Annotated in this window: 12 protein-coding genes and 1 tRNA gene; all 13 read left to right on the plus strand. The window is 52.6% G+C overall.

The features are described from left to right. The first annotated feature begins 228 nt into the window (after positions 1–228). The 13 genes from IT527_RS05170 (at position 229) to IT527_RS05230 (ending at position 13,467) form a co-directional block, all read left to right on the plus strand. Positions 229–1,335, plus strand: coding sequence for an aromatic ring-hydroxylating dioxygenase subunit alpha (locus IT527_RS05170; protein WP_292967356.1), 1,107 nt, complete (start codon positions 229–231; stop codon positions 1,333–1,335). A gap of 20 nt (positions 1,336–1,355) precedes the next feature. After that, a complete protein-coding gene (locus tag IT527_RS05175) occupies positions 1,356–2,222 on the plus strand; it encodes a DMT family transporter (RefSeq protein WP_292967358.1) in 867 nt (288 codons plus the stop codon). Positions 2,223–2,304: 82 nt separating this feature from the next. After that, positions 2,305–2,649 (plus strand): STAS/SEC14 domain-containing protein, encoded by a 345-nt coding sequence (locus tag IT527_RS05180; RefSeq protein ID WP_292967360.1) that lies wholly within the window; start codon positions 2,305–2,307, stop codon positions 2,647–2,649. Between the two features lie 47 nt (positions 2,650–2,696). After that, on the plus strand, positions 2,697–3,176 hold the full coding sequence (locus tag IT527_RS05185; RefSeq protein WP_292967362.1) for a hypothetical protein: 480 nt from the start codon (positions 2,697–2,699) through the stop codon (positions 3,174–3,176). Positions 3,177–3,182: 6 nt separating this feature from the next. Then, a complete protein-coding gene (locus IT527_RS05190; RefSeq protein WP_292967364.1) occupies positions 3,183–3,566 on the plus strand; it encodes a SirB2 family protein in 384 nt (127 codons plus the stop codon). Between the two features lie 167 nt (positions 3,567–3,733). Further along, the gene (locus tag IT527_RS05195) at positions 3,734–3,949 is read left to right on the plus strand and encodes a DUF3460 family protein (RefSeq protein ID WP_292967366.1); all 216 of its coding nucleotides are present in this window, start codon (positions 3,734–3,736) and stop codon (positions 3,947–3,949) included. 206 nt (positions 3,950–4,155) lie between these two features. Beyond that, positions 4,156–4,231, plus strand: a tRNA-Arg gene (locus IT527_RS05200). Positions 4,232–4,467: 236 nt separating this feature from the next. Continuing rightward, complete coding sequence (locus IT527_RS05205; RefSeq protein WP_292967368.1) at positions 4,468–6,012, plus strand: DNA cytosine methyltransferase; 1,545 nt, start codon at positions 4,468–4,470, stop codon at positions 6,010–6,012. Next, positions 6,012–6,431, plus strand: a complete 420-nt coding sequence (locus IT527_RS05210; protein WP_292967370.1) for a very short patch repair endonuclease — start codon at positions 6,012–6,014, stop codon at positions 6,429–6,431. Before IT527_RS05205 ends, IT527_RS05210 begins: the two co-directional genes overlap by 1 nt. Continuing rightward, positions 6,431–7,909 (plus strand): ATP-binding protein, encoded by a 1,479-nt coding sequence (locus tag IT527_RS05215; RefSeq protein ID WP_292967372.1) that lies wholly within the window; start codon positions 6,431–6,433, stop codon positions 7,907–7,909. Before IT527_RS05210 ends, IT527_RS05215 begins: the two co-directional genes overlap by 1 nt. Continuing rightward, positions 7,906–10,566, plus strand: a complete 2,661-nt coding sequence (locus IT527_RS05220; protein ID WP_292967374.1) for a Z1 domain-containing protein — start codon at positions 7,906–7,908, stop codon at positions 10,564–10,566. The genes IT527_RS05215 and IT527_RS05220 overlap by 4 nt, the downstream gene beginning before the upstream one ends. Beyond that, positions 10,559–11,524: a PD-(D/E)XK motif protein gene (locus tag IT527_RS05225; RefSeq protein ID WP_292967376.1), complete on the plus strand. Its 966-nt coding sequence runs from the start codon at positions 10,559–10,561 to the stop codon at positions 11,522–11,524. Before IT527_RS05220 ends, IT527_RS05225 begins: the two co-directional genes overlap by 8 nt. Next, positions 11,524–13,467 carry an AIPR family protein gene (locus IT527_RS05230; RefSeq protein WP_292967378.1) on the plus strand — a complete coding sequence of 648 codons (1,944 nt, stop codon included), beginning with the start codon at positions 11,524–11,526 and terminating at the stop codon, positions 13,465–13,467. The genes IT527_RS05225 and IT527_RS05230 overlap by 1 nt, the downstream gene beginning before the upstream one ends. The last annotated feature ends 20 nt before the right edge of the window (positions 13,468–13,487 follow it).

The raw sequence follows: 13,487 nt of genomic DNA on the forward strand, positions 1-13,487 counted from the left end.
TGTGGTTAAATCTTGGCGTGGCTGAGCAGTAGTGCTGCGGGCGATACCATACAGTAACCGTGTGGCAGAAATGATGTGGTGCATACCGGGCAGGTGACGCTGTTTGCTGCTCCGGTTGATTTTGTGGAAAAAGATCATGTTCACTGCTAAGGTATCCTGTCGCGGTAAATTTGATTTTTCCCCGGTTGGTTTTGTTTATTCCCTGACTGAGAGGTGGCACTGAAAATAATGTCCAGCTTTGTACAAACTTCCGATCCTGTTGTTGCACAACCGCAACTTTCTGTTGACTGGTATTTAGATCCGCAGATACTTGAGCTGGAAAAGCAGCTGCTGTTTAACCAGGGGCCCGGTTATGTCGGGCATGAGCTGATGGTGCCGGAAGCAGGCGATTATTACGTGCCTGCCACTCAAAACAATGCCAGGGTTCTGGTGCGCAATGAAAACGGTATTGAGTTGCTGTCGAATGTCTGTCGCCACCGTCAGGCAACCATTCTGGAAGGGCGTGGCAGCACCAGAAATATTGTCTGCCCGATTCATCGCTGGACTTATGCAATGGATGGCAAGTTACTGGGAGCGCCGCATTTCAGTAAGAATCCCTGTCTGAATCTGGGTAAAACAGTTTTGCAGCACTGGAACGGGCTGATTTTTTCCGGAAAACGTGATGTTAACCGTGATCTCGCAGGTATGAAGGCCCGTAACGAGCTGGATTTTTCAGGGTATGTACTGGATCGTGTCCAGATTGACCATTACCAGTGCAACTGGAAAACATTCATTGAAGTCTATCTGGAAGATTACCACGTTGATCCTTTTCATCCCGGATTGGGGCATTTTGTGGACACCAGCCGGCTTGAATGGGAATTTGGTGACTGGTTCAGCGTTCAGACTGTCGGAGTCAATCCTGATTTCAACCGGGCAGGTTCAGAGATTTATCAGAAGTGGCACACACAGGTGCTGCAGCAGAATAACCAGCAGGTTCCGCGTCATGGTGCGATCTGGCTGCTCTATTACCCGAATGTTATGGTGGAGTGGTATCCGGATACGCTCGTTGTCAGCACGTTGCTGCCAACCGGGATAGAACAGTGTATGAATATTGTTGAATTCTATTATCCGGAAGAAATTGCGTTGTTCGAGCGTGAATTTGTGGAAAGAGAGCAGGCTGCATATCAGGAAACCGCCCGGGAAGATGATGAAATCTGCAGGCGAATTACAGCAGGGCGACGTGCTTTGTATGAACATGGGATAAATGAAACGGGTCCATATCAGCAGCCGATGGAAGCGGGAATGGAACACTTTCATCGTTTCCTGCGGCGGGAAATCGGGCCGCATCTGTATTAAAACGGGATTTTGCTGCCGGGATGGCCTCATTATGGATGCTGGTGGCGGGCTTGATGTTCGCCTGCATGGGCGTGCTGGTTAAACTGGCTGCAGCGTTCTTTTCCAATACCGAGCTGGTATTTTACCGATCGCTGGTGGGGGTGATTACTACCTTCCTGGTCATGCGTGCCTATGGTATGCCCATTGCAACAATGTACTGGAAAACGCATTGTTGGCGCGGATTATCCGGACTGGGTGGGGTGTTGCTGTTTTTTTACTGTATTCTGCAATTGCCGCTGGCATCGGCAATTTCATTGAACAACACCTGGCCTCTGTTTCTTGCTTTCCTGGCCGTGATATGGCTGAAAGAAGAATTTAACTGGTTGCTGGCTGGATCGCTTGTGACGGGTTTTGCGGGTGTCGTGCTTCTGCTCAGACCCACTCTGGCAGAGGGACAATGGTATATGGCACTGATTGGTATCGGCTCTGGCCTGTTTGCAGGTGTTGCTCACCTCCATGTCAGGCAGTTGAGCGAGCTGGGTGAGTCGGAATGGATCACCGTGTTTTATTTCACGCTGGTTTGCACGGTTGCTACCGGCCTGTGGTTGTTATTCACTTCTTTCAGTCCGGTCAATTTGCAAAGCCTGACACTGGCACTGGGAATAGGGATAACCGCAACGCTGGCGCAATTAGCCATTTCCCGGGCGCACCGGGGGAGCAATATCATCACGGTCGGGGTGCTTTCCTACAGCTCTGTGCTGTTTGCAGGGCTGATGGATCTGTTTTTCTGGGACGCACGCCTGCCGGTTTCTGCCTGGGCTGGTATGGGGTTAATCATACTGGGGGGGTTATTGAGTTTTCGTGGTGTACCAGCGCGGCGTACAAGTATCGTCACCCTGGATGACTGATCCTGGATAAAGCAGAGGCGGGAATATCAGATGTTATGAGGGCTATCTATGACTAACATTCATCATTTGGAGCATATGATCCATGATCAATATTGAAAAAACAGATAATCTTATCATTGTCGCAATTATCGGAGAGTTCACTCTGGATGATTTCAGGCAGTTTGAAGACCAGGTGCTCTACCAGTTTCATTTCAATGGAGAAGCCAATTTGCTGCTGGATTTGCGCGATATGGTGTCCTATTCGATGGATGTTGCCTGGGAAGAGATCCGGTTTATGCGTGAGCATGGCAGTAAAATCAACCGGGTGGCAGTGGTAACGGATAGTCAGTGGCAGGCATGGAGCGCGTGGGTATCCAATTTGTTTACAGAAGCGGATGTGATCGTATTCTCTGATTATGACGAGGCACTTGGCTGGTCTGAAGCCTGATCAGGCTGGTGTGTTGCCTCTGGTTGAAAAACTGAAAGGTGGTCGAGATGGATGATTTCATACTGGCAAGGGTGTTGCATGTGCTGGGAGTTGTGTTATGGATAGGCGGAGTGGCGATGGTGACAACCACCTTGCTGCCGGTAATTGCCCGTATGTCACCGGTGGATTTTGATCGGACAGCTATTTTTCAGCGTATCGAGAAACGCTTTGCACGCCAGGCACGATTTACCACATTACTGGTCGGGCTGAGCGGTTTTTATATGATCCATGTTCTCGATGCCTGGTATCGTTTTACTGAGGTGCGTTTCTGGTGGATGCATGCCATGGTGCTGGTGTGGAGTATCTTTACTCTGTTTTTGTTCGTACTGGAACCGCGAGTACTGCATAAAAAAGTCAGCGAGCGCGCGCAGCAGGACCCTGAAGCTACACTGGCCAGAATGCAGCGAATGCACTGGATACTGTTGAGCCTTAGCCTGATTACGGTTGCAGGCGCTGTTGCGGGAAGTCACGGCTGGTCATTTTTCTAATTTCTAATGATGAGTGACTACCTGGTACTGAAATATGTGCATGTAAGCTGTGTCATCATCAGCTACACATTATTTCTGCTGCGCGGAATATGGATGCTGAATGTTTCTCCCTGGCTGCAGCAGCGCTGGGTAAAAGTTGCTCCACATGTTAACGATACAATTCTGCTGCTGAGTGCTGTTACGCTGGCTGTCATTACCCACAGAAACCCGCTTGCTGAAACCTGGCTGGCTGCAAAAATTATCGGCCTGCTGGTTTACATCATGCTGGGTGTTATTGCTTTCAGGTTAGGCAGGACACGCCGGACAAAAGTGATGGCCTGGATGCTGGCGCAAGTAGTGTTTGCTTATATCGTTTCCGTTGCGCTGACAAAAAACCCACTCCTGTTTTAATACTTTCATATATGGATCCGGTATTTTCCTTCTTGCTGATTTTGTTACTGATTTATAATGACCGGTCATATTCCGGGCGGGTTGATGGTAAAAACAGAATAACCACATCACCGCTCGGCGATTAAAGGGGCGGGTTATATAATTAATGATTTCAGGGATAAACAGGTATGGATTATTTCTACGAATCGGAACACACCAAGTTTATGCGGGAACTGTTTGCAAAACAGCCCGAACTTATCGAAAAACAAAAAGAGGCACGCGCGATCTGGTGGGATAAAGAGGTGGATCGTGAAGCCCTGAAGCACTTTAAAGAGGCCAAAGTACCCCAGAAGGGCTATGTGTATTTTTCCTGGCCGGATAACGAACAGAAAACAGAAAAATAGCTCCGGGTTGTCTGTTTTTCTCTGTTTCAGCAACGTTAAAACGTTGGGTGGAGGTAGTAGTATAATGGCCGCCTTTATTACAGCAGTAATCTAACCGGTAAGCAGCTCTTCAAACTCCACACATTTGTCTGCTTGCTGCTATCGGCTGTTTCTCAGCCCTGTTTGGAAAACAGGGGAACAGCACATCAGTAAACCGTTTTTCCCAGGCGCCCATAGCTCAGTGGATAGAGTACTGCCCTCCGAAGGCAGGGGTCGCACGTTCGAATCGTGCTGGGCGCGCCATATATATCTTCCGGCAATAAAACTGAAGATTGCGGTTATTACCCATTCTTTCACCGATATTCTTGATACCTCGCCAGCCGGGATATATCAACTCCTGTGGCATCTTCCATCAAAATCCAGTACAGAAGGAGATGTGTGGAAAAAAAGGTGTTGAAATGCCCTCTCCTTAATGCTGCAAGTGTGCTTTATGATTAGTTGCAGTAGCCTGGTTTGTCTTGATTAAGCCTGATAGTTGAATGGAAAAAAACAGTCAGTACCCCGTAATAGACTTGTTTGCCGGTCCGGGCGGACTGGGGGAGGGTTTTGCGACCTGCCCTGGTGAAAGTGGTAAGCCGCGCTTTCACAGCCTTGTTTCCATTGAATGTGATTTGTTTTCGCATAGGACACTCTTACTCCGCCATTTTCTTCGCTTGTTCCCATCAGAAGAAATACCTGAACCCTATTATGATTATCTTCGTGGCGGTATCGAAATTGAAGATCTGTACCGACAATACAATACGCAGTATCACGAAGCCAGCAAATCCGCACTGCAGATCGCTCTGGGAAAAGAAACACACGGTTATGTACAGGAAATCATAAATAAGCGCCTGACAGGCAGGAAAAAATGGGTGCTGGTTGGTGGTCCGCCGTGTCAGGCTTATTCTCTTGTCGGTCGTTCCCGGATGATGAAAAGCCCTGATTTTGAGAATGATGAGCGGCATTTTCTGTATCGTGAATATCTGAAAATCATTATTGATCACCATCCTCCAGTCTTTGTAATGGAAAACGTCAAGGGACTTCTGTCGGCACGAGTCGAAGGCCAGCCTGTAATTTGGCGTATTATTGGTGATCTGACAGCCCCCAAAGCTGCTCTTGGCAGCAGCATTAACGGTCTGGGTTATCGTCTCTATTCATTGTCAGAGGATGAGCTTCCCGGTGAATGCGTTGATCCACGGCTTTTTCTTGTGAAAGCAGAAGAATTTGGGGTTCCGCAGGCCCGTCACAGGATGTTTATTGTCGGAATTCGCAGCGATATAAATGTTAAGCCTCGCCGGTTGTGCCGGCATAAGGCTCCTGCTGTTGAAGATACCATCGGACATCTTCCGGCTGTGCGCAGTGGATTATCCCGCGGTAGGGACAGTCCGGAAGCATGGTGGAATGAAATTGTCGCAGTAGCGACAGGAGATCTGTACAGAGAGCTGAACAATGAGTGTGCCGCTACCATTGTTAGCAGGATCAGGTCATACACCAATAGCGGCAGCCCTCCTGTGGAACGGTCATCAGCCCGGTATCCGGGTCGGATAGTAGGACAGCATCGTGTATTGACATTCATGCGCGATGACAGATTATGCTTTTTGGACGCTCATGGCGCGCGCACCCATATGGCGTCCGATCTTCGTCGCTATATGTATGCGGCAGTATTTGCCAAAGTTATGAAGCGCAGTCCAAAGCTTTCTGATTTCCCGGGATCTCTTCTTCCTGACCATCGCAATGCGGGCCTTGGTGCATCGGGAAAAATGTTTTCTGATCGTTTCCGGGTACAGCTGTCGCATGAAGTTGCCACGACAATCACATCGCACATCTCGAAGGATGGACATTACTTTATTCATTATGATCCTCTTCAGTGCCGCAGCCTTACTGTTCGGGAAGCTGCTCGTCTGCAGACATTCCCTGATAATTATAAATTTGAGGGTCCGCGAACTCAGCAATACCATCAGATAGGGAATGCCGTCCCTCCATATCTTGCTGCACAGATAGCAGAAATCATTGCTGAAGTCCTTGATTCAATGAAAGATGACTAATGGCAGATCGGATTTCTCCTAAACATCGCAGCTGGAATATGTCACGTATCCGCAATAAAGATACGCGCCCAGAAAAATGTCTGCGTTCTCTGCTGCACCAGGCGGGTTTCCGGTTTCGTCTGCACGTATCAAATCTTCCTGGAAAACCTGATCTGGTTCTGCCACGTTACAAAACTGTTATTTTTGTTCATGGCTGTTATTGGCACCGGCATTCCGGGTGTAAAAACGCAACCACACCCAGTACACGCACTGATTTCTGGGTTGCCAAATTTCAGGGAACAGTTAAGCGAGACCAAGAAGTGGCCGATAAACTGATAAATCAGGGTTGGCGTGTAATTATAGTCTGGGAGTGTGAACTGAAAAATAACCCGGACTCTGTTATTCAGAAAATTTGTCAGCAGCTTACAGGAATTAATTAATGGCACGGGAGCACAGACATCCACCAAGCGCGGCCTGTCTCTCGGCGTCGATGAGGGATCTCGGATACTCGCTCGAAACGGCCATCGCAGACCTGATCGACAACAGCATTTCCGCGGGTGCGGATGTGATCGACATTGTCTGCGATGTTTCGGGCGAACATCCCGTACTTGTCATTCTCGACAATGGCAGAGGCATGGATGAGGCGGAATTGCTGGCCGCAATGCGTCATGGAACCGACAACCCCAGACGGCACCGTTCCCCAAGGGATCTCGGACGCTTTGGTCTTGGGCTGAAGACGGCGTCGTTCTCGCAGTGCCGCTCCCTGACAGTGGTCAGCACAAGTGATGCCTCCATCTGTGGTGCCGAGTGGAACCTGGATCGCATCGATGCAGCAGACGACTGGATCCTGAGCATTCTTGATGAGGCCGACATCCAGGCGCTGCCCTATGTCGATCGGCTCGGAAGGCACGGTACCGCAGTCCTCTGGCGAGAACTCGATCGCATACTCGAAGACGAAGTCGGGGATCGGCGGCAGGAAATCGTGAACGAGAAGCTTGAGGTGGTGGGGCGACATCTCGCCCTCGTCTTCCATCGCTTCCTTTCGGGCGAGGTCAAGGGGCATCCCAGAATCACGCTTGCCATCAACGGTCACCCCATTGCCGCATTCGATCCTTTCTGCAGAAAGAATCCGGCCACTCAGGTTCTTCCGGAGGAAATTGTCCGCATCGGCGATGCGGAAGTGTGCCTGCAACCCTATGTGCTGCCACACCACAGCCGTCTTTCCGCGTCCGAGTACGACTACTACCAGGATCGCAGCGACTTTATCTCCAACCAGGGAGGCTATGTCTATCGGAACGGGCGGCTGATGGCGTGGGGAGACTGGTTCCGGCTGGTGCCCAAGGGTGAGGCCACCAAGCTGGCGCGGGTGCAGATCGACTTCCCCAACAGTCTGGACGAAGCCTGGACAATCGACATCAAGAAGTCGCGCGCGCGACCCCCTCATGTGGTGCGTGAGCGCCTGCGCCAGATCATCGCCAGAATCACCAGCCGCAGTGTGACGGTACATCGGGGACGCGGACAGAAGCTGTTTCAGGAAACCCAGGCACCGTTCTGGGAGCGCTATGCCGATCATGATGGCATCCGGTTCGCGATCAACGACCAGCATCCGATCATCGTCTCACTGGCAGAAAGACTCTCGCCAGAGGATGCAGACCTGCTGCGCACGCTGCTTGATTCGGTTGCGGCCTCGCTACCGGTCGAGATGATCTATTCCGACTACTCAACCCACCCACGCGAGATCAATCAGCGATCGGTGGATGAAAGCCAGACCATGGAGCGCCTGAGAAGCCTGCGCCAGGTGCTGTACGGCGACAGGCCGGGCGATGCGAAGGCCTTTCTTCAGATCGTGCGCTCCACGCATCTTTTCGATGGTCAGATGGAGCTGGCCGAAAAATTCATCAGCGAGGCCTTTGCATGAGCATTACAGCCATCACGGAAGAACGAAACATTGCCAACGCGCTTATCTCGGGCCTTGCCAACATGGCGGAAACGCCGACGCGCGATCAGGTGGAGGAAAAGGCAAGACAGATTGCTTCAATCTTCGGCTATGCGGGAGATCTCCGCAACATTGTCACCGAGGCCATGGAATCGGTTGTGACCCGCATGGGAGCAGGCATTTCATTGGTTGATGTCAATGCGAAGCATGACGATCAATGGGTTCACAAGCGCGAGGACGTCACTTGGACCTATGCCAGTGCATACGAGGAATTCCTTCGCAACGAGGGCTGGCCTCCGCAGATGGTCCAGTCGCTGAGCGATGTGACCACCCGCATTCTTGGTCATCTTCAGGATCCACTGAGCGAAGGCACGAGCTGGAACCGCCGTGGCCTGGTCATCGGCCATGTGCAGTCAGGGAAGACAGCCAACTACACGGGTCTGATAGCACGTGCAGCCGATGCGGGCTACAAGTTCATTGTCGTCATCGCAGGCATTCACAACAACCTGCGCAGGCAGACACAGCAGCGAATCGACGAGGCCTTTATAGGCCGATCGAGTGATCCCGAGGATCGCCGCAACATCGGCGTCGGTCTCGCTCCGGGCTATCCGCATCCGGCAACGCTTACCAACATCAACGAGGACTTCAACAAGAACACAGCGGCCAAGAGCGGCTGGAAGATCAACGACTTCAGCAAGCCGATCATCCTGATCATCAAGAAGAACGTCACGACGCTCACTGCGTTGCACAAATGGCTGAAGGCGCTGAACGCCGAAGGAGAAGACCGCATCTCCGATGTACCCATGCTGCTGATCGACGACGAAGCCGACAACGCATCCATCAACACGAACAAGGAGGACCTGGATCCGACCCGGACGAATGCCATGATTCGCCGCATCCTGGGGTTGTTTGCGAAGTCCTGCTACGTCGGATATACGGCAACCCCGTTCGCCAACATCTTCATCAATCCGGATGCCTATGGCGATGATGTGCAGGAAGAGCTTTTCCCTCGCGACTTCATCTATTGCCTGGATGCACCCACCACCTATTTCGGTGCGGAGAAAGTATTCTTGAATGAGGCGACCAGCGAATCGATCATCAGGCCGATCGATGATTGCGAGGATCTCATTCCCTACTCGCACAAACGCGACGATCCTGTCCATGAGCTGCCTCCCAGCCTCTATCGCGCACTCGACGAGTTCATCGTCGCACGCGCCATCCGAAACCTGCGCGGACAGGCCAGCAAGCATTGCTCGATGATGGTCAATGTGTCGCGCTTTGTGCCGGTGCAGAAGGCTGTGCGCGATTTCCTGAGCCTCAGGGAAAAGAAGATCAGGGAAGCGGTTCTCGCAAACTACGCGATGCCGGAGGGTGTTTCTTCAAGGAACATGTACATGCAAGGCCTGAAGGGTGCCTTCGACGCCGAGTATGCCGATGCCGGGGTGACGTGGGAGGAAGTGAAGGCAGCTCTCGTCGGCGTCTTTGAGCACCTTCACCTCTACGTCATCAACAGCAAGAGTGACGAAGTGCTCGACTACACCCGCTACGAGAAGGAAGGTATTGGGCTGACTGTGGTCGCGGTCGGTGGTCTGAGTCTGTCGCGAGGCTTGACCATCGAGGGATTGACCGTCAGCTACATGTACCGCAACACGAAGATGTACGACACCCTCATGCAGATGGGTCGCTGGTTCGGCTACCGGCTGGGCTTCGAGGATCTCTGCCGTGTCCATCTCTCCCGCGATTCGATCAACTGGTACTCCCACATCGCCGAAGCTGCCGAAGAACTTGTGCAGCAGGTCAAGCGCATGCGGCGCGATCGCCTCAGTCCAAAGGACTTTGGGCTTTACGTCCGCTCGCATCCGGACAGCCTGCTGATCACGGCCGCGAACAAGATGAGATCCGGCCAGGAGGTCACGGTCGAACAGAGTTTCAGTGGGCGACTCCGTGAAAGCTACATCGTCTCCACCGCCCCCGACGTGAATGCCAGGAACTTTGAGCTGATCGCCGATCACTGGCGAAATGGATTCGGCGGACGGCCGGAGGAGTCCACCGAGAAAGGCGTCATCTTCAGAGACGTGCCCGTCGAGGTGATCGCCGATTTTCTCACTCGATTCGAATGCCATTCGACCTTTGCGGGACAGAAATCAGACGTGGTGAGCTATCTCGAACGGATCGCAACGAAGCGTCCGCTTGCGGATGTTCTGCTGATTTCTCCCTCGGGTGGATCGGGCGGCGAACGCCCATTCACCTTGAGGAATCAGGTGCGTGTCGTCGGGAAGGATCAGCCGAATGGCATTGCGTGGCGCCTGAACAAGGACAGGGTTGCTTCGCGTGGTGACGAGAAGCTCGGGCTCAGCGACGAGCAACGCGCTGAGGCGAGAACAGTCGCAGGCGACGACGACGGCTCGGGGGCGGTATCCGACACACATTACCGGATGGTGAGGAACAGACCCCTCCTCATGATTCACAGTCTGGAGCCCAAGGGCGATGCTGTGATGGGGCCGATCGCTGCCTTTGGCATGAGCTTCCCTTACGGGGACTACTCGACGACCATCAATGTCGTCGTCAACAAGGTCTGGCTCCAGCAGATGCAGGGTTATGCGGACGATCCTGACGAGGAGGAGGACTACGATGCCTGAGTCCTCGCCCTGGGATGGAATCGCCGTTCCTGGAGCGGATTTCAATGTCCGTCAGGTTGCAGTGAACACGGCCGTGCCCTGCTTCTGGGGACGCGATGCCAGTGGTGCCTGTCTGTTCATTGTGGAACTTCACGGCGACCACGCAGCACAGTATCGGAAGAACGCGGTCGCGGTGAACGGCGTCGATGTCGATCTTCGTGCCGGAGATCAGGGGCAGCAACACCTGGTCCTCGCTCTTGAAAGACAGGTTGATCGCGATCTTTTCGAGGGACTGTGCCGTACCCTTGCATTCGCGCTGGAGCATGCCACCGACTCGGCCAGCTCTCTGGCAGTCTCGCTGGCGCACATCCGTCGTTGGAAGACTTTCCTCTCGGGCCGAAGTCAGCATCTGTCCGCAGAGGATGTTCGAGGCCTCTTCGCCGAAATCGTCTTCCTGACGGAACTGATCGATCGGGAAATGCCGAGCAACGCCGTCGTCGAAGCCTGGCTTGGTCCGGAACGGTCACATCAGGATTTCATCTTCGGCAACACGGCTGTCGAGGTCAAATCCCTCTCGGGCGCCGAACGAAGCAGCATCCGCATTTCGTCGGAAGACCAGCTCGAATCCCTGAACGACGCACTGTTCCTGCGCGTGTACCGGCTGAGCAATCTGGCTGACGCGGCAGGTGCCCGCTCGCTCAACGAGCTTGTCACTGCCGTCCAGGCGCGGCTCGACAAGGCAGAGGCCATCGAGGCCTTTGACCGGAAGCTGGTTGCGCACGGCTACGCGCCGCTCCCTGACTACGATGAGCCGCGTTTTGTCGTCAGCGACGTGCGCAGCTATCGGGTCGCCGATGATTTTCCGCGTCTCATGCGATCGCAATTGCCGACTGGGATTGTCAAGGTCGCCTACGACATCAGGCTTGAAACGATCGCTCCGTATCAGTGTGACGAGGCGGTCGTCTTTGGAGGAGATTGATGGAACAGACAGCCTATGAATTCTTCCACGACTTTCGACAGGAACTCCTGTCTGGTGCCGAAGCCAATGGCCGGTTCCAGCTTGATGAGTTCATGGAAACTGTTGCCGACGAACTTGTCGAAACAGGCTTCACCGAGGGGTTCGAATTGTGTCACTATCGTCCTCCACAGGGCGGGATGCGGGTGGATGGATACTGGTTCAATGACGAAGGGAACCTGGATCTTTTTGTTGCTGATTTCGATTTCCGTACCGAACTGGCTTCCCTGACAAAGACAGAGCTTGAATCGACATTCAAGCGTCTGTCCAGGTTCTTCGAGGCAAGTATCGACAGGAATCTTGCGGTCGATCTTGAGGTCACTTCGCCTGCGTACGGTCTCGCCAAACAGATCGCCGATCGCAGAGGAGCCATCGGCGCACTCAACCTGATTCTTCTCTCCGAGCGCACGCTCAGCGGGACAGTGCAGAGCCTTCCGGAAGGGGAAGTTGCTGGCATTCCTGCCAGCTATCACGTATGGGATATTTCGCGACTTCATCGTCAGCGCAATTCTCGAAGTCACAAGGAGCCGCTTGATTTGGACTTCGTGCAGATGTTCGGCAGGGGAATCGCCAGCCTTCCTGCTCATCTGGGAGCTGATACCTATCAGTCCTTCCTCATGGTCATGCCTGCCGATTCTCTGGCGACTCTGTACGGAAAATTCGGAGCACGCCTGCTTGAACAGAACGTTCGCACCTTCCTGCAGGCCCGTGGCAATGTGAACCGGGGCATACGGGCAACGATCCTGAACGAGCCGGGAATGTTCTTTGCCTACAACAACGGGATCACGGCCACTGCGCAGAGTGTCGAGACCGAGGCAACGGATTCCGGTCTGGCGATCACAAGGATTGTCGATCTCCAGATCGTCAATGGCGGGCAGACCACCGCATCCCTGTTCCATACGCGGAAGCGGGACAAGGCGGACCTTTCCCAGATATTCGTCCAGATGAAGCTGTCCGTCATCGACAGCCAGCAAAGCGAGATGGTTGTGCCGAAGATATCGGAGTATGCGAACACCCAGAATCGGGTGAATGCTGCCGACTTCTTCTCGAATCATCCGTTCCATGTCCGGATGGAAGGGTTTTCGCGGCGCATCTGGGCGCCGGCGCAGAAGGGATCCCCTCGCGAGACGCGCTGGTTCTACGAGCGCGCACGCGGTCAGTATGCCGATGCACAGTCAAAACTGACACCGGCAGAGCAGCGTCGCTTCAAGGCCGAGCATCCCAAGCTGCAGATGTTCACCAAGACGGATCTTGCAAAATTCGAGAATGTCTGGGATGACCATCCCAAATGGGTCAATCTTGGCTCACAGAAAAATTTCTCACAATATGCCGCTCGAATCTGCCATGAATGGGAAAAATCATCTGATAAATTTGATGGGTTCTATTTCAGAAGGGCTGTTGCCCGGGTAATCATATTTAGAGCTGCTGAAAAAATCATATCCGGTCAACCTTGGTATAACGGCGGATACCGTGCCAATATCGTTGCCTATACCCTTGCAGCTCTGGGAGAGATTGCAAAGCGCAGCCAAAAAAACATTAATTTTTCGGCAATTTGGGATAAGCAAAGAATCGATTCCGTACTTGAAAGAACCATTGCTATTATTTCAGAAATAGTGTACGGAGATATTACCTGTCCGCCACAGGGTATTTCAAATATTTCCGAGTGGTGCAAGAAGGAAGCCTGCTGGAAACAGGTTCAGTTATGTTTACCGAAGCTGGAACAGCTGTTGCCGGGAGAATTTTTTGAAAATTTGATAACTGCTGATCAGCAGATTACAGAGATCCGAATTGTTCCGGAAAAGCAGAAGGGTGGTAGTTTTATTGATAAACATCAGCAAATGTCAACAATCCTCTTTATTTCAAAATGGCAAAAATTCTGGAGAAAAGTACGTGAGGGCAGTAGCTGATGACGGAAAAAGAGATACCG

The organism is Nitrosomonas sp., assembly GCF_020852615.1.
In the GTDB taxonomy this organism is placed as follows: Bacteria; Pseudomonadota; Gammaproteobacteria; order Burkholderiales; family Nitrosomonadaceae; genus Nitrosomonas.

Coding starts and splice junctions, on each gene's coding strand:
- IT527_RS05215 (WP_292967372.1), top strand. CDS start 6,431: ATGGCACGGGAGCACAGACATCCACCAAGCGCGGCCTGTCTCTCGGCG.
- IT527_RS05195 (WP_292967366.1), top strand. CDS start 3,734: ATGGATTATTTCTACGAATCGGAACACACCAAGTTTATGCGGGAACTG.
- IT527_RS05220 (WP_292967374.1), top strand. CDS start 7,906: ATGAGCATTACAGCCATCACGGAAGAACGAAACATTGCCAACGCGCTT.
- IT527_RS05175 (WP_292967358.1), top strand. CDS start 1,356: ATGGCCTCATTATGGATGCTGGTGGCGGGCTTGATGTTCGCCTGCATG.
- IT527_RS05225 (WP_292967376.1), top strand. CDS start 10,559: ATGCCTGAGTCCTCGCCCTGGGATGGAATCGCCGTTCCTGGAGCGGAT.
- IT527_RS05185 (WP_292967362.1), top strand. CDS start 2,697: ATGGATGATTTCATACTGGCAAGGGTGTTGCATGTGCTGGGAGTTGTG.
- IT527_RS05210 (WP_292967370.1), top strand. CDS start 6,012: ATGGCAGATCGGATTTCTCCTAAACATCGCAGCTGGAATATGTCACGT.
- IT527_RS05180 (WP_292967360.1), top strand. CDS start 2,305: ATGATCAATATTGAAAAAACAGATAATCTTATCATTGTCGCAATTATC.
- IT527_RS05170 (WP_292967356.1), top strand. CDS start 229: ATGTCCAGCTTTGTACAAACTTCCGATCCTGTTGTTGCACAACCGCAA.
- IT527_RS05205 (WP_292967368.1), top strand. CDS start 4,468: ATGGAAAAAAACAGTCAGTACCCCGTAATAGACTTGTTTGCCGGTCCG.
- IT527_RS05230 (WP_292967378.1), top strand. CDS start 11,524: ATGGAACAGACAGCCTATGAATTCTTCCACGACTTTCGACAGGAACTC.
- IT527_RS05190 (WP_292967364.1), top strand. CDS start 3,183: ATGATGAGTGACTACCTGGTACTGAAATATGTGCATGTAAGCTGTGTC.